General features: G+C 31.1%; 17 protein-coding genes. 9 read left to right on the forward strand and 8 right to left on the reverse strand.

Annotated elements, in window-relative coordinates; all coding sequences use genetic code 11:
- On the forward strand, positions 1-624 hold a 624-nt coding region (locus KA468_RS07630), incomplete at its 5' end, for a hypothetical protein (protein WP_291242349.1).
- 58 nt (positions 625-682) lie between these two features.
- On the opposite strand, the gene KA468_RS07635 is transcribed toward KA468_RS07630, so the two are convergent.
- The 6 genes from KA468_RS07635 to tgt form a co-directional block, all read right to left on the reverse strand.
- Complete coding sequence (locus KA468_RS07635; RefSeq protein WP_291242350.1) at positions 683-1,957, reverse strand: asparagine synthetase B; 1,275 nt, start codon at positions 1,955-1,957, stop codon at positions 683-685.
- Positions 1,958-1,991: 34 nt separating this feature from the next.
- Positions 1,992-3,551: a replicative DNA helicase gene (dnaB, locus tag KA468_RS07640; protein ID WP_291242351.1), complete on the reverse strand. Its 1,560-nt coding sequence runs from the start codon at positions 3,549-3,551 to the stop codon at positions 1,992-1,994.
- A gap of 146 nt (positions 3,552-3,697) precedes the next feature.
- Positions 3,698-4,654 (reverse strand): acetyl-CoA carboxylase carboxyltransferase subunit alpha, encoded by a 957-nt coding sequence (locus tag KA468_RS07645; RefSeq protein ID WP_291242352.1) that lies wholly within the window; start codon positions 4,652-4,654, stop codon positions 3,698-3,700.
- Between the two features lie 79 nt (positions 4,655-4,733).
- On the reverse strand, positions 4,734-5,654 hold the full coding sequence (locus tag KA468_RS07650; protein ID WP_291242353.1) for a DMT family transporter: 921 nt from the start codon (positions 5,652-5,654) through the stop codon (positions 4,734-4,736).
- Positions 5,641-6,717, reverse strand: coding sequence for an LptF/LptG family permease (locus KA468_RS07655; protein WP_291242354.1), 1,077 nt, complete (start codon positions 6,715-6,717; stop codon positions 5,641-5,643). The genes KA468_RS07650 and KA468_RS07655 overlap by 14 nt, the downstream gene beginning before the upstream one ends.
- A gap of 76 nt (positions 6,718-6,793) precedes the next feature.
- Positions 6,794-7,924: a tRNA guanosine(34) transglycosylase Tgt gene (gene tgt, locus KA468_RS07660; RefSeq protein ID WP_291242355.1), complete on the reverse strand. Its 1,131-nt coding sequence runs from the start codon at positions 7,922-7,924 to the stop codon at positions 6,794-6,796.
- Positions 7,925-8,143: 219 nt separating this feature from the next.
- On the opposite strand from tgt, the gene rplS reads away from it, so the two are divergent.
- The 7 genes from rplS (at position 8,144) to KA468_RS07695 (ending at position 16,492) form a co-directional block, all read left to right on the forward strand.
- Positions 8,144-8,494, forward strand: coding sequence for a 50S ribosomal protein L19 (gene rplS, locus KA468_RS07665; RefSeq protein ID WP_291242356.1), 351 nt, complete (start codon positions 8,144-8,146; stop codon positions 8,492-8,494).
- A 210-nt stretch (positions 8,495-8,704) separates the two neighbouring features.
- The gene (locus KA468_RS07670) at positions 8,705-10,915 is read left to right on the forward strand and encodes an NADP-dependent isocitrate dehydrogenase (protein ID WP_291242357.1); all 2,211 of its coding nucleotides are present in this window, start codon (positions 8,705-8,707) and stop codon (positions 10,913-10,915) included.
- A 125-nt stretch (positions 10,916-11,040) separates the two neighbouring features.
- Positions 11,041-13,419: a carboxypeptidase-like regulatory domain-containing protein gene (locus KA468_RS07675; protein ID WP_291242358.1), complete on the forward strand. Its 2,379-nt coding sequence runs from the start codon at positions 11,041-11,043 to the stop codon at positions 13,417-13,419.
- 4 nt (positions 13,420-13,423) lie between these two features.
- Entirely contained in the window at positions 13,424-14,242 is an 819-nt protein-coding gene (locus KA468_RS07680; RefSeq protein ID WP_291242359.1) for a DUF4249 domain-containing protein, read from the forward strand.
- Between the two features lie 177 nt (positions 14,243-14,419).
- Positions 14,420-15,082, forward strand: coding sequence for a thiamine diphosphokinase (locus KA468_RS07685; RefSeq protein WP_291242360.1), 663 nt, complete (start codon positions 14,420-14,422; stop codon positions 15,080-15,082).
- A gap of 1 nt (position 15,083) precedes the next feature.
- Positions 15,084-15,905, forward strand: a complete 822-nt coding sequence (locus tag KA468_RS07690) for a hypothetical protein (protein WP_291242361.1) — start codon at positions 15,084-15,086, stop codon at positions 15,903-15,905.
- 2 nt (positions 15,906-15,907) lie between these two features.
- Complete coding sequence (locus KA468_RS07695) at positions 15,908-16,492, forward strand: phospholipid scramblase-related protein (RefSeq protein WP_291242362.1); 585 nt, start codon at positions 15,908-15,910, stop codon at positions 16,490-16,492.
- Between the two features lie 38 nt (positions 16,493-16,530).
- On the opposite strand, the gene KA468_RS07700 is transcribed toward KA468_RS07695, so the two are convergent.
- Together KA468_RS07700 and gyrA are read right to left on the reverse strand one after the other, a co-directional pair.
- Positions 16,531-17,610, reverse strand: coding sequence for a hypothetical protein (locus tag KA468_RS07700; protein WP_291242363.1), 1,080 nt, complete (start codon positions 17,608-17,610; stop codon positions 16,531-16,533).
- A gap of 50 nt (positions 17,611-17,660) precedes the next feature.
- Complete coding sequence (gene gyrA, locus KA468_RS07705) at positions 17,661-20,255, reverse strand: DNA gyrase subunit A (protein WP_291242364.1); 2,595 nt, start codon at positions 20,253-20,255, stop codon at positions 17,661-17,663.
- Between the two features lie 243 nt (positions 20,256-20,498).
- Here gyrA and KA468_RS07710 point away from each other — a divergent pair.
- Positions 20,499-21,496 (forward strand): Clp protease N-terminal domain-containing protein (locus tag KA468_RS07710; protein ID WP_291242365.1); only part of this gene is annotated, 998 nt, incomplete at its 3' end.

The raw sequence follows: 21,496 nt of genomic DNA on the forward strand, positions 1-21,496 counted from the left end.
TTTGCAATTGTATCTACACAATTTTATGCACAAACAAAAACAGGCGCTGTAACGTATGAAATGACAATGCCTGACAATGAAGAAATGGCAGCAATGGGAACAAATACTATTAAAATCTCATTTGATGAAAAATCTTCAGCAACTCAACTGGATATGATGGGCGGAATGATTTCTGTGAAAACAATTTCTATTGACAAGAATAACCCAAAAGAAACCAGAATGTTAATGGATATGATGGGTAAAAAATATGAAGTAACAGGTGAAGCTGAAGGGTTTGCAAATACAGATGTCGCTTCTCTAAAAGACGCAGAATCAGTTACTTATGATAAAAAAGCAACTAAAGAAATTTTAGGATATAAATGTTATAAAGCTTTAGTAAAAATGACAAGCGGTGTTGAAAACACATTTTACGTTACAGAGGCTATTGCAGTACAATCTTTACCTACAGATAAATTAAAACTTACAGGATTTCCTTTAGAAGTTGAAGTAAATAGCGAAAAAGGTAAAGTGGTTTTATTAGCTACTGCAGTAGATAAAGCCCCTTCTGCATCTTGCTTTACAGTGCCAGAGGGTTACAAAAAAGTAACACAGGAAGAATTACAACAAGAATTAGGAGGTATGTAATTTACCTTTTAATACGAACTAAAATATCCCAAATTCAATTAGAGTTTGGGATATTTTTTTATGTTTTTAGTTTCTTTTTTCGAGCTGCAGGAAAAAGCACATTATTTAAAATTAATCTATATCCTGGTGAATTTGGATGCAAATCTAAAACTGTTGGCGCATCTCCTACTCTATGCTGATAATCTTCTGGATCGTGACCACCATAATAAGTAAACATTCCTTTGCCTTTAGTTCCGTGAATGTATCTTGCTTCACCATTAATTTTACATTCTCCCATTAACAAAACATTCGATTTAATTTTTTCCGAAACAAAAGCCGTTGTTTGTCCCATAAATCCTTTTACAATTTGCGTATGATTTTGGCATAACATTGTTGGAATTGGGTCCCATTTTGCAGAAAAATCCATTAAGGTAAAATAATCTACTTCCATAGAAAAACTTCCTTTTCCGTGTTCTTCTGTGGTATCAATATCAGAAAACTCATATTTCATAGGTTGTTTTTCCAAAATAAAATCTTTAAACGCAAAAGTATTATTGTAATCAATTTTGGCTTGATAATTTGGTTCGCTGGCGTCTCCATCAAACATGGGTTCGCAAATATCTGTAGTTTGTGCAGAAAGCGCAATATCAAAACTATCCGTTGCAGAACACATAGCAAACATAAATCCGCCACCAATTACGTAATCTCTAATTTTTGTCGCGACTGCTAATTTTTCTTCAGAAACTTTATTATATCCTAACTTTTTAGCTAATGCTTCTGCTTCTGCTTTTTGTTGAATGTACCAAGGCGCATTTCTATAATTTCCGAAAAACTTACCATATTGTCCTGTAAAATCTTCGTGATGTAAATGCAACCATTCATACAAAACAAGTTGATCAGATAGTACTTCTGTATCGTAAATTTCTGTATAAGGAATTTCGGCATACGTTAAAACCATAGTTACTGCATCATCCCAAGGTTGTTTTCCTTTTGGAGTATACACTGCAATTTTAGGCGCTTTTTCTAAAACCACCGTTTCCATATTCTGAGATGGACTACTAATTTCTTCTAATATGGAAGCCGTTGCGGCATCTGTTAAAACTTCAAATGATACACCTCTAATCTGACATTCTTTTCTAATATCATCTCCATCTGGCAATAAAAAAGATCCGCCACGATAATTTAACAACCAATTTACTTTATAATTTTTAGCTAAAGCCCAATACGTAATTCCATACGCTTTTAAATGATTTTGTTGCCCATCGCTATCCATTGGTAATAATACCGAAGAAGCATTTAATTTTGTAAAGCAAATTAAAATAAGTAAAAAAACAAGTTGTTTTATATAGTTCATCAAAAGCTATTTTTGTAAATATACGAATTAATGATTAAAATGGCACGTCGCTATCTTCGTTAAAACCAGAATTCATACTACTTCCAAAGGCATCATTTGGAGAAGGTAAATTTGGTGTTGCAAACGGATTTTGAGCGTCTAAATTCATTTTAGAAGGCATCGAATCGTTATATGTCATTCCAAATTCATCTAAATTATCAAACTTACCAAATTGTCCTAAGAATTTCAATCTGATATTATCTAAACTACCATTTCTATGTTTTGCAACAATAAATTCTGCCTGATTTGTTGTTGGAGCTGCTTCATCATCATCCCAATTGTCAATTTTATAATATTCTGGACGATAAATAAAAGATACAATATCTGCATCTTGTTCAATTGCACCAGATTCACGTAAATCAGAAAGTAAGGGTCTTTTACTTGAACCACGTGTTTCCACAGCACGAGATAACTGAGAAAGTGCAATTACAGGAACGCTTAATTCTTTAGCCAAAGCTTTTAAACTTCTTGAAATCATAGAAATTTCTTGCTCTCTATTACCGCCACCTTTTCCTGAAGTTCCTGCAGACATTAATTGTAAATAGTCAATTACAATTAATTTAATACCGTGTTGAGAAACTAAACGACGGGCTTTTGCACGTAAATCGAAAATAGATAACGAAGGCGTATCATCAATATATAAAGGTGCTTTTTCTAAATCTTTAACTTTTACGTTTAGTTGCTCCCATTCGTGTGGTTCTAAATCGCCTTTTCTAAGTTTTTCTGAAGTTAACCCGGTTTCACTTGAAATCAAACGAGTAATTAATTGTACAGAAGACATTTCCAGTGAAAATAATGCAACAGGTTCGTTTCCTGAAACGGCAATATTTCTTGCCATTGATAAAACGAATGCTGTTTTTCCCATACCAGGACGAGCCGCAATAATAATTAAATCTGAAGGTTGCCATCCAGAAGTTAAATCGTCTAATTTTCTAAATCCTGTAGGGATACCAGATAATCCTTCTTTATTAGATATTTCTTCAATACGTTGTTTGGCCTGATTTACAAGACTTTGCGCTGTTTCGTATCCTTTTTTAAGATTTCCTTGTGTAATTTCGTATAAATTAGTTTCAGCTGTATCTAACAAATCAAATACGTCCATTCCTTCATCATAACAATCTTCAATTAATTTACTTGAAATTGAGATTAAACTTCTTTGAATAAATTTTTGAAGAATAATTCGAGCGTGAAAAACAATATGTGCCGATGACGCAATTTTTTGAGTCAGTTGTATAAGATAAAAATCGCTACCTGCTAATTCTAAATTTCCGTTTCTTTTTAATTGTGCCGAAACCGTTAATAAATCGATTGGTTGCGGAGGTGTACTATGAAACAATTGATTAATAGCTTCATAAATATATTTGTGTGCTTCTTTATAAAACACATCGGGATTTAATAAATCAATAACTTCACCTGGAGCTTTTACGTCAATTAACATAGCTCCCAAAACTGCTTCTTCGATATCTACAGCTTGTGGTGGAAGTTTTCCTTTTTCTAAATTAATAGTAGTTGATTTATCTACCTTAACGGGGTTTATTGTAAATGCTTTTTCCATAAAGCGAAAGTAAAAAAAAATGTAGTAATATTGAATTTAACTTGTTAAAGAGAAACTGTTAATAACTATTTTATATTGTTAATATGTCAAAAAAAATCCGTCTTATCAATGAAAAAAGATAAGACGGATAAATTATGAAATCGTTCTTATTTATCTGAAAACTCTCCCATTTTACTGTATTTTTCCATTCTTTGTGCTACTAAATCTTTTGTTGATAAGTCTTTTAACTCGTTATACGATTTGGTAATATACTTTTCAACAGTTTTAAACATCGTTTCTTTATCACGATGCACGCCACCTAATGGTTCTGGAATAATATCGTCAATTAATTTTTGCTTTTTCATATCAATAGCTGTAAGTTTTAAAGCTTCAGCTGCTTGTTCTTTAAATTCCCAACTTCTCCATAAAATTGAAGAACAAGATTCTGGTGAAATTACAGAATACCAAGTATTTTCTAACATAAAAACTCTATCACCTACTCCAATTCCTAAAGCGCCTCCAGAAGCACCTTCACCAATAATAACAGAAATAATTGGCGTTTTTAATCGAGCCATTTCAAAAATATTACGAGCAATTGCTTCACCTTGTCCACGTTCTTCCGCTTCTAAGCCAGGATATGCACCAGGAGTGTCTATTAATGTTAAAACAGGAATATTAAATTTTTCTGCCATTTTCATTAATCGTAACGCTTTACGGTAACCTTCAGGATTTGCCATACCAAAATTACGCAATTGACGCATTTTAGTATTAATACCCTTCTGTTGACCGATAATCATATACGATTGACCGTTTATTCTTCCTAAACCACCTACCATAGCTTTGTCATCTTTGAAATTTCTGTCTCCAAATAATTCTAAAAATGTACCATCGGTTAGGTTGGTAATGTATTCTAAAGTATACGGTCTGTTTGGATGACGCGACATTTGAACGCGCTGCCAAGCCGTAAGATTTTTGTATATATCTTTTTTTGCTTTTTCTAATTTATCTTCCAGTTGTTTGCAAGTTGCAGAAACATCAACATCTGATTCTTGGCCTAAAACAACGCATTTTTCCAATTGATCTTCAAGCTCTTTTATTGGCAATTCAAAATCTAAATATTCCATAAAAGTTATTTTATTTTAATTTGTTTGTAAATACAAAGATACTATTAAATAATTATTTGAATAATTTTTAAAGCGATATCTAACTACTTTTTTTTCTGTTTCTAATTAATCCATTCAAAATCACGGTAATTAGTATGATTGTAGCACCAATATAAAACGAAAAACTCATTTGTTCGTTTTTTTCGAAAATTAGAACCGCTAAGGCAATACCGTATACTGGTTCTAAATTTATAGTGAGCATTACTGTATAAGGTGAAATGTATTTCATAACGTTTACAGAGGCAATAAAAGCATAGGCTGTACAAACAGATGCTAAAATACCTAACCACATAAAATCGGTAAGTGTGATGTTGAAAAATTCTGCTGTAAATTGTTTTGAAAACAGTAAAAAAACGCTTAAAAATAGTACTCCACCTAACAATTCGTAAAATGAAACTATTGTAGCATCAATTCTTCGTGCAAATTTTCCATTAATTATGGAAAAACTTGCTGATAAAAAAGCAGAAGTTAAAGCTAAAAGTACACCGTGCATAGTACCTGACATATTACTGGTTATACTCTTTTGGATAAAATTTGGCTCGGAAGATTCAATTACGAAATACAAACCAATTAAAACGATTAGTCCAAATACGATTTCGTACCAAACCATTTTTCGTTTGTAAAAAATGGGTTCTAAAATTGAAGTAAAAAAAGCTCCCGTAGATAAACATGCCAATGTTATCGAAATATTAGAAACTTTAATGGCTTTAAAGAAGGTTATCCAATGTAAGGCAATTACTAATCCTGAAACTATAAGTAATATAATGTCTTTTCTGGCTAATTGAAAATTTGTTTTTCGATAATAAATGTATCCGAAAATTAAAACAACCGCTAAAGACATTCGCCACCATACTAAAGGCAATGCATCTAAAGAAATTAACTTACCTAAGATAGCTGTAAAACCCCAAATAAAAACAATTAAATGAAGATGTAAATTATGTTTTAAATTAACGTCTGGCATTTCTTAATAAATAAATCGCTAAGATTCCGAAAATAAAATTAGGAAACCATACGGCTAAAAACGGAGGAATACTTGAACTTTCGGCTAAGGTTCCAAAGATTTTATCGAAAAACACGAAAGAAAAAGCTACCAAAATTCCAATAGCTAAATTTATTCCCATTCCACCTCTGCGTTTCATTGCTGATACAGAAACTGCGATTATGGTTAATATAAATGCCGATACAGGAATACTGAATTTCTTATATAAAACCACTAAATAAATATCTAAATTAGAACTTCCTTTTGCTCGTTCTTTATCAATAAATTTGACTAATTTAAATATATTCATAGTTTCAGCAGCATATATTGTAGGTGCTAAATCATCTGGTTCAAAATCAAATTTTCTTATTAATTTTTCTTGTCTTTCGATGATGTCGTTTTCTTTTCCGATTGTTCTTTTTACATAATTAAATAAGGTATAATCTTTTGTTTTTTCATTATACTTTACTCTGTTTGCGTATAATTTGTATTCTAATTTATTGTCATTAAACTTTTCGTAAATAAAATCAAAACCTGTTTTCGATGATCCATTATAGCTACTAACATACAAGTATTCATTGGGTTTCACTTGACGAAAAATATCTGTTGTTTGTCTGATTTCTACATTTTTTCTTAAATAATCATATCTAAAACCCCAATATTTTTCACTGGCGTCTGGTAATATAAAGAAGCCCATTAATAAAGTTACTAATGACACTAAAGTAGCACCTACAATATAAGGACGTAAAAAACGCGTAAATGAAATCCCTGAACTTAGAATGGCAATAATTTCGCTATTGTTGGCTAACTTTGAGGTGAACCAAATAATGGATAAAAACAGAAAAATTGGAAATAATAAATTAGCAAAATAAATGGTAAAGCCATAATAGTAAACCAATACATCTTTAATAGCTACTTTGTTTTCAATCATACGATTGATTTTTTCAGATACGTCGATTATAATTCCAATAGGAATAAACATAAACAACATAGCTGTAAATGTGATTAAGTATCTTTTAAATATGTACCAATCTATTTTTTTCATAATTTATTTGGCTGTTTTTGTTTATGATTTTATAATGTCTCCTAAACTTTTAAACACTAACCTTTTAAACAAAATCTTATAATCTCGTTGTTACTTTTTTAACCATAATTTCTTTCCATTCTCTGAAAGTTCCCGCTAAAATTTGTTTTCTTGCTTCTCGAACTAACCACATATAAAATCCAAGATTATGAATAGTTGCAATTTGTTTTCCTAAAAATTCGTTTGCAATAAACAAATGGCGCAAATACGCTTTTGAATAATCCGTATCTACATAAGTATGTGCCATCGCATCAATTGAAGAAAAATCTTCTTCCCACTTCTTATTTTTGATATTAATAAATCCTTCAGAGGTAAATAACATTCCATTACGAGCATTACGAGTTGGCATCACACAATCGAACATATCAATACCTAGTGCGATATTTTCTAAAATATTGGCTGGCGTTCCAACACCCATCAAATAACGAGGTTTGTCTTTTGGTAAAATAGCGGTTACCACTTCTGTCATCGCATACATTTCTTCAGCTGGTTCACCTACTGAAAGTCCTCCAATCGCATTGCCAACTTGATTTCTACTTGCAATAAATTCCGCCGATTGCTGACGCAAATCTTTATAGGTACTTCCTTGAACAATTGGAAAAAATGCTTGAGAATAATCGTATTTAAAAGGTAATGTATCTAAATGGTTGATGCATCTATCTAACCAACGATGTGTCATATGCATAGAACGTTGGGCATATTTGTAATCACAAGGATACGGGGTACATTCATCAAAAGCCATAATAATATCTGCACCAATTGTACGTTGGGTTTCCATTACGTTTTCTGGTGAAAAAAAGTGATAAGAACCATCTAAGTGCGATTTAAACTTTACACCTTCTTCTTTAATTTTTCGTCGACCTGATAATGAATATACTTGGTAACCGCCAGAATCGGTTAAGATATTTCTATCCCAATTCATAAATTTATGTAAACCTCCTGCTTTTTCTAATACGTCTAATTTAGGTCTTAAATACAAATGATAAGTATTTCCTAAAATTATATCTGGATTAATATCGTTTTTCAATTCACGCTGATGTACTCCTTTTACTGAAGCAACCGTACCAACAGGCATAAAAATTGGTGTTTCAATTACACCATGATCAGTTGTTATAAGTCCAGCTCTTGCTTGGCTTTGAGCATCTGTTTTTAATAAATCGAATTTCATTATACTATTTTAAAGGGCAAATATAATTTAAAAGATTAGAAGATAGAAGTTAGCTACTGGAAGTTTTTACAACTTTATAATAAAATTAACGCTTACCTATATTTAATGAAATAATTAATTTGCAGAATTGAAAAATAGTATTACTTTTGCATCCACTTTAATCAACCTCTGGCGAAAGACGTGTATGTTGCTTAGATTTAATGATTTATATAAACAATTATGTCAAATTTACTTGATTTCGTTCAAAACGAATTAGTATCGAAAAAAGACTTCCCTAACTTTAGCGCAGGAGACACTATTACTGTGTACTACGAAATTAAAGAGGGTGAAAAAACAAGAACTCAGTTTTTCAAAGGAGTTGTAATTCAAAAAAGAGGATCATCTTCTACTGAAACATTTACAATCCGTAAAATGTCTGGAGCAATTGGTGTAGAGCGTATCTTCCCAGTTAATATGCCAGCTTTACAAAAAATTGAAATGAACCAAAAAGGTAAAGTACGTAGAGCAAGAATTTACTACTTTAGAGAACTTACTGGTAAAAAAGCAAAAATCAAAGAAAGAAGAGGTTAATCTTTTTATTTGTACTTATAAAGAATCCCGATTGTATCGGGATTTTTTTTATCCTTATTTTTTGAGCCATAAATTATTAAATCTGTAATTTTTTGGTGTTATTTTATCAAATTCGAAATTGTATTATTTTTTGTTGGTTACGAATTAAAATACCTCTAAATTTCTTATATTTGCTAACCTTAATTTAGAAACAAACAAACTATATAAATCATGTCAAAAATTTTTTATACCATTACGGATGAAGCACCTATGCTTGCCACACATTCGTTTTTACCTATTATTAAAGCTTTTACAAAAACGGCAAATATTGAAGTAGAAACAAGAGATATTTCATTAGCAGGAAGAATTTTATCTAACTTTCCTGAATATTTGAAAGACGACCAAAAAGTAGCTGATAGTTTAGCCGAATTAGGTCAATTAGCAACCACTCCTGAAGCAAATATCATAAAATTACCAAACGTGTCTGCTTCCATTCCTCAATTAAAAGAAGCTATAACAGAATTACAATCACACGGTTATGCCATTCCTAATTTTGTGGAAGAACCTCAAAACGATACTGAAAAAGAAATAAAAGCAAAATATTCAAAAGTACTTGGTTCTGCAGTAAATCCTGTTTTACGTGAAGGAAATTCAGACAGACGTGCGCCAAAAGCCGTAAAAAATTACGCCAAACAAAACCCACATTCAATGGGAGCTTGGAGCGCCGATTCTAAAACAGAAGTCGCACACATGAATGAAGGTGATTTTTACGGAACAGAAACGTCTACAACTGTAGAAAATGATTCAAAATTCAGAATTGTATTTGAAGGAAATGATGGAACTACAACTGTTTTAAAAGATTTTGCTAATTTAAAAGCTGGTGAAGTTATTGACAGTTCTGTTATGAGTTTAAGAGCTTTAAAAGAATTCACAAAAAAAACAATTGCTTACGCAAAAGAAAAAAACGTTATGCTTTCTGCTCACTTGAAAGCAACAATGATGAAAATTTCTGATCCAATTATTTTTGGCGCTATCGTTGAAACGTATTTTGAAACCGTTTATACCAAATATTCTGACTTATTCAAATCATTAGACATTCATCCGAATAATGGGTTGCAAGATTTGTACAACAAAATTGCTGGAATTTCTGAAGAAGAAGCTATTAAACAAGACCTTGCCGCTGCTTTAGCAAACGGACCAAAAGTAGCAATGGTAAATTCTGATAAAGGAATTACTAATTTTCATGTTTCTTCTGATATTATTGTAGATGCTTCTATGGCGGCTTTAGCAAGAAATGGCGGAAAAATGTGGAATACTGAAGGCAAAGAAGAAGATACAATTACTGTAATTCCAGACCGTGCATATGCTGGTTTTTATTCAGCAGTTATTGATGATATGAAAAAATATGGCGCTTTAGATCCAAGAACGATGGGTTCTGTTCCAAATGTTGGATTAATGGCTCAAAAAGCAGAAGAATATGGTTCGCACGACAAAACTTTTCAATTATCTGCACCTGGAATTGTAAAAGTTGAAAATGAAAACGGTACGACTTTACTTTCTCAAAAAGTAGAAGCTGGCGATATTTTCAGAATGTGTCAAACTAAAGATGCTCCTATTCAAGATTGGGTAAAATTAGCTGTAAACAGAGCTCGTTTATCTGATACTCCAGCACTTTTTTGGTTAGATAAAGACAGAGCTCACGATAGAGAAATTATCAAAAAAGTAGAAAAGTACTTAAAAAATTACGACACGACTGGCTTAGACATCAGAATTTTAGATGTAAAAGATGCCATGAAAGAAACGTTAAAAAGAATTAGAGAAGGAAAAGATACTATTTCAGTTTCTGGAAATGTGTTACGTGATTACTTAACTGATTTATTTCCAATTTTAGAATTAGGAACTTCAGCCAAAATGCTTTCTATTGTTCCATTAATGAATGGTGGTGGTTTATTTGAAACTGGAGCAGGTGGTTCTGCACCAAAACACGTAGAACAATTTATTGAAGAAGGCTACTTACGTTGGGATTCATTAGGTGAAATTTTAGCTTTAGGGGTTTCTTTAGAACATTTAGGACAAAGTTTAAATAACGAAAAAGCATTAGTTTTATCAGAAACTTTAGATGAAGCTACTGAAAAATTCTTAGCAAATGATAAATCGCCAGCTCGTAAAATTGGTCAATTAGACAACAGAGGTTCGCACTTTTACATTGCATTATATTGGGCGCAAGCATTAGCTGCTCAAAACAAAAATGAAGTATTAAAAATCTACTTCACTCCTATTGCAGCAGAATTAACTGCTAACGAAGCAAAAATTGATGCTGAATTAATTGAAGCTCAAGGTAAAAAACAAGAAATTGGCGGATATTACCAACCAAACGAAAGTTTATTGAGTGCTGCAATGCGTCCAAGCACAACATTAAATGCTATAATAAATAAAATGTAAATTTTGTTTACAAACTAATTAAAGGCGATGTAATTCTTTATATCGCCTTTTTTAATTAACGTCTACTTAACAGATATTTTGTACTATTTTAGCGAAATTTGCGTCAAATCTTGAAACAATTAAAAATGAAAAAAAATAACTTTTTAACACTCCTTTTTTTCTTACTCTTTGTATCTGCCTTTTCTCAAGAAAAAGTAACGTTAAGCGGTATAGTAAAAGATCAAAAATCTAATGAAACGTTAATTGGAGTAACAATTTCTTTTCAAAACAGCAGAACAACTAGAACTTCGTTAACTAATGAATACGGGTTTTATTCCATTTCTTTGCCTAAAGGCGAATATAAAATCGAAATAAATTCTTTAAGTTTCGATGGTTTTTCAGAAGTAATTTCTTTGGAATCAAACACTAAAAAAGATTTGTTTTTGATTGAAAAATCAAATGAGATTGAACAAGTTGTAGTGGCTGGAAATTCAAAAAAACTACAAATTGACAAACCAGAAATGAGTGTCAACAAACTAACTATTTCTCAAATAAAATCAATGCCAGCCATTTTAGGTGAAGTAGATGTGATTAAGTCCATTTTAACTTTGCCAGGCGTTACAAATGCAGGTGAAGGGCAATCAGGATTTAACGTTCGTGGTGGTGCTGCAGATCAAAATTTAATATTATTAGACGAAGCGACAATTTATAATTCTTCTCATTTATTTGGCTTTTTCTCTGTTTTTAATGCCGATGCTATTAAAGATTTAAAGCTATATAAAGGTGGAATTCCTGCAAGATTTGGCGGAAGAGTAGCTTCTGTTTTAGATATTTATCAGAAAGAAGGAAATAGTAAAAAATTCGGTATGAATGGTGGAATTGGTTTAATTTCAAGTAGAATATTAGCCGAAGGACCAATTGTAAAAGACAAAGGCTCTTTCTTAGTAGCAGGAAGAAGTAGTTATGCTCATCTATTTTTAAAACTTGCTGACAATAACAACACCGCTTATTTTTATGACTTAAACACAAAAATAAATTACAAATTAAACGAAAACAACAACTTATTTTTATCTGGTTATTTTGGTAGAGATGTGTTTAGTTTAAACAATCAATTTATAAATACTTACGGAAATTCGGTATTAAACGTAAGATGGAATCATTTATTTAATGATAAATTATTTTCAAATGCTTCGTTTATTTATAGTGATTATTATTACGGTTTGACTTTAGATTTTATAGGATTTAATTGGGAAAGTGGCATTAAAAATTATAATTTCAAATACGATTTTAAACATTATGTTTCGGATAGTTATAAATTATTTTATGGTGCAAATGCTATTTATTATGATTTCAATCCAGGAAGAATTGAGCCAATAGATGCAAATTCGAGTATTAATGAAAAGCAACTTGCCAAAAAACACGCCTTCGAACCTGCTTTTTATATTGATGCTGAACAAAAATTAACCGATAAACTTTCTGTAAATTACGGATTAAGATATAGTATGTTTTATCGATTAGGCGAACAAACTATGAATATTTATGCAAATAACCAACCCGTAACGTATGATGCAGATTTAGGTATTTACGAAAAAGCAACTCCTGTTGACAAGAAGTATTATGGGAAAAATGAAACTATTGCCAATTTTGGAAATTTAGAACCTCGAATTGCTTTGGCATATACTATTAACGACAATCAATCTGTGAAAGCGAGTTATAATAGAATGAGTCAATATTTGCACTTAATTTCTAATACACAATCACCAACACCTTTAGATATTTGGACACCGAGTGATAACTTCTTAAAACCTCAAATTTTAGATCAGTTTGCAGTGGGATATTTTAAAAACTTAAAAAATGGCGATTATACATTAGAAGTAGAATCGTTTTATAAAATGGTGAAAAACAGATTAGATTATATTGATGGTGCTGACTTAATTGCCAATGAAGCAATTGAACAAGTGGTATTAGCAGGAAAAACTCGAGCTTATGGATTAGAAATTATGGCTAAGAAAAACGTAGGTAAACTTTCTGGTTGGATTTCATACACGCTCTCACGTTCGGAACAACAAACTGCTGGAAGAACACCTATTGAATCAGGAATAAATAATGGCAATTGGTACAAAACAGGTTGGGACAAAACACATAATATTTATGTAACTGGAAGTTATAAATTAAATCAAAAATGGAGTTTTGGAAGTATTTTCACTTATCAAACGGGTCAACCGGTAACTTTTCCAACGGCGCAATATCAATATCAAGGCATTAACGTTCCTGTTTATAGCAACAGAAATCAAGATAATTTACCCGCTTATCATCGTATAGATGTTTCTGCTACTTTAAATCCAACAAAAAACAAAGGAAGAAAATGGCAAGGCGAATGGGTTTTCTCTGTATATAATTTGTATGGCAGAAAAAATGCAGCGTCTATTAATTTCAGACAAAATCAAGATAGCGGATTGAATGAAGCGGTACGACTTTCTATTTTTGGAATGGTACCAAGTGTTACTTATAATTTTAAATTTTAATACCATGAAAAAAAATATAAAATATTTCATTTTAGCAATTGGTTTATTTCTATTTAGTTGCGAAGAAGTAGTTGATGTAGATTTAAATAATAGCGAACCAAAATTGGTTATTGATGCTTCTATTAAATGGGAAAAAGGTACACCTGGTAATGAACAATTTATAAAAATAACAACAACTGCTGATTATTTCAACAACATTGTACCTGTTGTAAATGGAGCAATTGTAAAAATAACAGATTCCAATAACACCGTTTTTAATTTCTTAGAAGATGGAGCAAGTGGTATTTATAAATGTACCAATTTTAATCCTGTTTTAAATGGGGTTTACACGCTGTCGGTAATTCATAACGGACAAACATATATTGCCACAGATAAACTATATCCAGTTCCTGCAATCAATTCAATAGAACAAAATTTAAACGGTATAACCGGAAATGATATAGAACTAAAATTTAATTTTCAAGATAACGGCGCGGAATCTAATTTTTATCTAGAAGAATACAAAGTGCCATACAGACCCTTTCCTCTTTTAGGTGTGTTTAACGATGAATTTACTAATGGCAATCAAATGTTTTCTTTGCTAATTGATGAAGATTTAGCACCAGCACAAAATGTAAAATTTTCGCTACACGGAATTTCAGAACGCTACCATAATTTTATGAATATTCTAATTAGTATTTCTGGCGGATTAAGCAATGGTCCATTCAGCACACCACCAGCTACCGTTAAAGGAAATATAATCAATCAAACCAATAGCACTAATTACCCTTTAGGTTATTTTAGATTGTCAGAAGTGGATGTGAGAAATTATACAATTCAATAGCAAAATCATCATTTGTTTTTAAACACAGATTTAAGAAATTATAAAAATTTATATAATTACTTAAATCTGTGTTTCTTTTTAAATTTCAATTTACAAAAATCAATAAAAAACAATAACTTTGACTAATGTAAGCATCAACTTACAAAAAATAAAAACTACAAACCATAAACATTAATTATGTCTTCACATCATATAGTTCGCGACGACCAAGAACCAGCATTAATTATTGCAAATGGTTTGGCTTGTAACACCGAACTTTTAGGACAACTTTTAGAATGGTCGCCATTAGTAATTGTTTTAGATGCAGCGATAGAACGTGTGCTGGAATTAGGTATAAAAGTTGATGTTTTATTAGGTGATTTCGATAGAAATTTTGATACAGAATATTATAAAAACAACCATTATCCAATTGAAATTATCCATACTCCAGATCAAAATAAAACTGATTTAGAAAAAGCTTTCGATTTTTTAATTCAAAAAGGTCATAAAGCGGCAAATGTAGTTTGGGCAACTGGCAAACGAGCGGATCATACTTTAAACAATTTTTCCACACTTGCATCATACAGAAATCAATTAAAAATTGTTTTATTTGATGACCATTCAAAAGTATTTCTGTTACCAAATTCATTTAAAAAATGGTATCCAAAAAACAGTATTATTTCACTAATCCCATTAGGAAAAGTAAAAAATATTTGTACCGAAAATCTATTTTACAAATTACAAAATGAAACTTTAGAATTGGGGTTTCGAACAGGAAGCAGCAATCACGTTAGCGAAGATGGATTAATTACAATTACTCACGAAAAAGGTAATTTATTATTAATAGAAAGTTTTGACTAAAATGAAGAATTATGAATTAACTGAATTCGAACAGATAAAAGGCATTGGTTCTGCTTCTGGATTAATTTACTATCAAAATGTACTTTTTATTATTTCAGACAATAGTACTTATTTATATCAATATATAATTGACAAAAAATTAGTTCTTAAATTTCCTTTAGTGGATAAACCGCAAGAAAATATTACAAAAAAAGACAAATTAGATTTAGAAGCTTTGACTCATTTTGGAAATCAAATTTTTATTTTCGGTTCTGGTTCAACGGCACAACGAAATACAATGTTTTCTTTAAATTTAGAAAATGATGCTTTACAAAAAAATGATTTGTCTTTATTGTATGAATTTTTAAGAAAATTAGCTTCATTAAACGATGACGAACTTAATATAGAAGGCGCTATTTGTGCAAATAAAACTATGTTACTTTTTCAAAGAGGAAATGGAAAAAATAGCAAAAATGGAATTTTCATTATTCCTGATAATGCTTCACTCTCAAAACATTTTGTGGCTATAAAATTACCAAAAATAAAAAACGTTGAAGTCTCATTTACAGATGCTATTTTAGTAGATAATTACATTTATTTTTTAGCAACCGCAGAAGATACCATTTCTACTTATGAAGACGGAGAAGTACTTGGATCACTTATTGGAAAAATGAAAAGTGATACATTTGAAATTATTGAAACGCAAATTATATCAAATTCACAAAAGTTTGAAGGCATTACATTATACGAAAACAACGATAAAGAAATTCATTTTTTACTCTGCGAAGACAATGATACAGAAATTTTAGAATCAAAAATTTATAAATTAACACTAAAAAAATAATTATGAATCCAATTTTTAATCAAAATATTTTTCTTGTAAAGGAACAAATTGGAATGTTCAAAGCATCCAATAACTATGATATTTTTAATCCAGAAAACAATGAATTAGTTTTAACTTGTAGAGAACCAAATTTGGGCTTTTTTACAAAATTATTTCGTTTTACAGATTATAAAAGAATGACACCTTTTGATATTGAAATCAGAACTGCATCTGGCGAATTAACCATTCAAATTAAAAGAGGTGTGACAATTTTTCGTTCAGATATCGATGTTTTTGATGGTGGTGGAAGAAAAATTGGCGTTTTTAAACAGAAATTCTTTTCATTTGGTGGTCGATTTGAAGTACATGACCATCAAGACAAACATTTATGTACACTACAAGGAAAATGGACAGGATGGGATTTTAAATTTAATAAAGACAATAAAGAATTGGCTAATGTTTCTAAAAAATGGGCAGGTTTGGGTAAAGAATTTTTCACAAGTGCCGATAACTATGTAATAAATATTACAGATGTAGCCGAAGAAAGCACACTACGTCCTTTGCTGATAGCAGCAGTAATGTGTATTGACATGGTATTTAAAGAATAAGAAAATAAAAAATCCCCAATTTTCATTGGGGATTTTTATTATTTAACAGAAGCTGCTTTGTCTTTCATTCCTAAAGTTTCATAGCACAACCTTAAAGTTGATTTAGTATCTTCATTTGCAACATCTAATTGATGAGCACGTTCAAAATAAGGTAATGCTTTTAAAAACATTGCCTTTCTTTTAGCGTTTAATTCATTGTATTTTTTTATATCTCTCAAATTAGCATTAATTTCATCTACAATTTTGTCATCGCCATTTATTAATAAAAACCCAACATTATATTGTAATTGTGCATTGTTTGGATCTTTTTCTAAAATGCCTTCAATTAATTTCTGATAGGTTACAATATCATTATTTCTATAATAAATTGATGCATGATCAATTTGTATCTGTATATCTTCAGGATTTAATTTAATTGCTTCCAAAAAATCTATTTTTGCTTGTTCATCATTTTTATTGAAAAAAGATAAAGCAAATATGCTTTTAGCAACTTCCTCCGGTTTTGAGGCGAATTGTTTTAAACCAGTACCACTAAAACCAACTGTTTTAATTTCTCTGTAATACTTTTCTGCATCAATATATGCTTCCGCTTGCATAGCTGTTATAGCTGCGTTTTCTAAATTAGACACATCATTTGGATCTAGCTGATAAGTATTATAAAACACTCTTGATGCCTCTTTATACTTTTTTGAATTGTTAAAAACTAATGCCATTTGAGTAAAAATTGGCTTAAAAGAAGTTATCGTTTCATTAATATCCGCAGAAAATACTTTTTTACCTGTTTTTGTTTCATAATCTAAAGTAGTACGCATTCCGTTAACCATATTTGTAAATGCTTCAGGTGTAAATATTTTCTGAATCATCATAGGATTTGGTTGTGCACCCATAGTAGACATTTCCGCTAAAGGCTGCATAGCTTTATAAAAACTTGCTGCTGCCTTATCATCTTCTGTTGTTGCTAAGGTTTCTAATTTTGATATAGTTTCTTTATACTTAGAAAAATCATCGGCAGACAATTGATCTTTATCATATAATTTTTTTAATGTTTTTAATTCGTCTTTTTGAGCATATGTAGCTGTTGCCACTACTAATAAAACTCCTAATACAATTTTTTTCATTTCGTTATTTTTTAAGTTTAAAAAAAAGCCCAACGAATTGGGCTTTAAAATTATTCCTTTTCTTCGTTGTTGTCTAGTTCAACATCTGAATCATTATTTTCTGGTGTTTCTTCTTCAGAAGTTTCAGCTTCCAATACTTCTATCGGATTTCCATCTTCATCTAATTCCACTACTTCTTCATCTTCACGTAACACTTTTGTTACCGCTGCGATAGAATCGTTTCCTTTAATATTGATTAATCGTACACCTTGAGTCGCTCTACCCATTACACGAAGGTCTGAAACCATCATACGGATCGTTAAACCTGATTTGTTGATAATCATTAAATCATCATCATCCGTTACGTTATTAATTGCAATTAACGAACCTGTTTTTTCTGTAATATTTAATGTTTTCACACCTTTACCACCACGATTTGTAATTCTGTACACATCTTCGCCATCATCATCAACTAATTTAGTACGTTTACCGTATCCGTTTTCAGTTACAACTAAAATTTGTGTGTCATTAATATCATCTTTATTAACCGTTACAATTCCAATTACTTCGTCAGCTTCATCTTTTAAAGTAATTCCTCTTACTCCAGAAGCTGTTCTACCCATTGGACGTGTCTTAGCTTCTTCAAAACGAACCATTTTACCAGATTTCCCAGCAATTAATACTTGACTTTCACCATTGGTTAATTTCGCTCCTAATAATTCATCGCCTTCTTTAATAGTAATTGCAGCAACTCCGTTTACACGTGGTTTTGAATACTTCTCTAAAGATGTTTTCTTCACCTGACCTTGTTTGGTTACCATAATTAAGTTATGACTCTTAATATAGTCTTGGTCTTTTAAGTCTTGTGTACAGATGTATGCAGCAACTTTATCGTCTGGTTCAATATTAATGATGTTTTGAATTGCTCTTCCTTTACTTGCTTTTGTTCCTTCAGGAATTTCGTAAACACGCATCCAGAAACATTTTCCTTTTTGAGTAAAGAATAATAAATATTGGTGATTTGTAGCTACAAATAAATGCTCTAAGAAATCTTGATCTCTTGTTCCTGCAGATTTCTGACCTACTCCACCTCTATTTTGAGTTTTGTATTCTGATAATGAAGTACGTTTGATGTAACCTGCGTGCGAAATAGTAACAACTACATTTTCATCAGCAATTAAATCTTCAATACTTACATCACCTCCAGAATATTCAATTAATGAACGACGAGCATCTCCGTATTTTTCTTTGATTTCAGCTAACTCATCTTTTATGACTTGCATTCTTAATTCTTTACTAGCTAATAATTCTTTCAAGCTAGTAATTAACTTCATAATTTCATCATATTCCGCTCTTAACTTATCTTGTTCTAAACCAGTAAGTTGACGTAGTCTCATTTCAACAATTGCTCTAGCTTGTAATTCCGATAATTTAAATCGTTCAATTAATCTAGCTCTTGCTTCTTCTCCGTCTTTAGAACCTCTAATAATTTTAATTACCTCATCAATATTATCTGATGCAATAATTAAACCTTCTAAAATATGCGCTCTTTCTTCTGCTTTTCTTAAATCGTATTGCGCACGTCTAACTACTACTTCGTGACGGTGTTCTACGAAATAATGAATTAAATCTTTTAGATTTAACATTTGCGGTCTTCCTTTAACCAATGCAATATTGTTTACACTGAAAGAAGATTGTAATTGTGTATATTTATAAAGTGTATTCAACACCACGTTTGGAACAGCATCTCTTCTTAATTCATAAACAATACGCATACCTGTTCTATCCGATTCATCACGAATAGTAGAAATACCTTCTATTTTTTTCTCGTTAACTAAATCAGCCGTTTTTTTAATCATATCGGCTTTGTTAACTTGGTATGGAATTTCTGTTACGATAATCGATTCTTTACCATTTACTTCTTCAAACATAGTTTTTGCACGCATAACAATACGACCTCTACCTGTTTTAAAAGCTTCTTTTACCCCTTCGTAACCATAAATAGTTCCTCCTGTAGGAAAATCTGGTGCTTTAATATATTTTATTAATTCATCAATTTCAATATCATTATTATCAATGTAAGCTAACGTTCCGTCAATTACTTCTGATAAATTGTGTGGCGCCATATTCGTAGCCATACCAACTGCAATTCCTGAAGCACCATTAATTAATAACGTGGGTACTTTTGTAGGCAACACTTTAGGTTCTTCTAAAGTATCATCAAAATTCAACTGAAAGTCAACCGTTTCTTTGTCAATATCCGCTAACATTTCTTCAGATATTTTTCTCATTCTGGCTTCGGTGTAACGCATTGCTGCAGGACTATCACCATCAACCGAACCAAAGTTACCTTGTCCGTCAACCATCAAATAACGTAAACTCCACTCTTGCGCCATACGAACCATAGCATCATATACTGAAGTATCGCCGTGTGGGTGGTATTTACCCAAAACTTCTCCAACAATTCTGGCAGACTTTTTATGGGCTCTATTAGAAAAAACTCCTAATTCATACATACCAAATAATACTCTTCTGTGAACTGGTTTTAAACCGTCTCTTACATCTGGTAACGCTCTTGATACAATAACCGACATCGAATAATCGATGTAGGCTGACTTCATTTCATCTTCAATATTAATAGGTATTAACTTTTCTCCGTCAGTCATAGGTATTTATTTAATTTTTACTGATTTTTTTTAAACGTGCCAATATACGATTTTTTGAGTTTTTTGAAACTAAAATTTCCAACAAAATCGAAATACTTATCAACAATAATTGAAGAAAATTTTAACAAATTAATGGGTAATTCATTTTGCTTTCTCATTTTTTTTTTGTCAATTAGCAGTATTCATAGTATCGAATAAAAATTAAGATACTAAGTATATATTTTTAAATAGTTTAAAGATTTTATGGAAGATAATTTTTCGCCAAGAGTTAAAGATGTAATACAGTTCAGTAAAGAAGAAGCCTTGCGTTTAGGGCACGATTTTATTGGTACTGAACACTTAATTTTAGGTATGTTACGAGACGGAAATGGAAGCGCAATTGATATTTTAAACTTTTTAAATATTAACTTTGATTTGCTACGAAAAAAAGTTGAAATATTAAGTCCTGCAAACCCAAATGGGCTGTCAACAAACGATAAAAAAAACTTACACTTAACGCGCCAAGCAGAAAGAGCATTAAAATATACATTTTTAGAAGCAAAAGTTTTCAATACTACCTCCATAAGTACCGCTTTGTTGTTGTTATGTATGTTAAAAAACGAAAACGATCCAACAACAAAGCTTTTAAACAAGTTGAAAATTAATTACGATAATGTAAAAGATATATATATGAGCCTGAATTCTAACGAAAATGAAGATATTTTTAAAGATGCTCCCAGAGCTGAAAATTTCGATTCTGGAGAAGATAATTACAAAGAAGATATGCCAAATCCTATAAGTAATAGCGGTAATAAAACGACCAAAAAATCAAAAACACCTGTTTTAGATAATTTCGGAAGAGATTTAACTGAAATGGCTGAAGACGGGAAATTAGACCCCGTTGTAGGACGTGAAAAAGAAATTGAACGCGTGTCTCAAATTTTAAGCCGAAGAAAGAAAAACAACCCGCTTTTAATCGGAGAACCAGGTGTTGGAAAATCAGCTATTGCTGAAGGCTTGGCGATAATGATTGTTAAGAAAAAAGTATCTCGTATATTGTTTAACAAACGTGTAGTAACGTTAGATTTGGCTTCGTTAGTTGCCGGAACAAAATACCGTGGCCAGTTTGAAGAACGTATGAAAGCGGTAATGAATGAGCTGGAAAAAAACGATGATATTATTTTATTTATAGATGAAATTCATACTATTGTTGGAGCTGGTGGCGCTACAGGTTCGCTTGATGCAAGTAATATGTTTAAACC

The sequence above is a fragment of the Flavobacterium sp. genome (assembly GCF_017985075.1).
In the GTDB taxonomy this organism is placed as follows: Bacteria; Bacteroidota; Bacteroidia; order Flavobacteriales; family Flavobacteriaceae; genus Flavobacterium.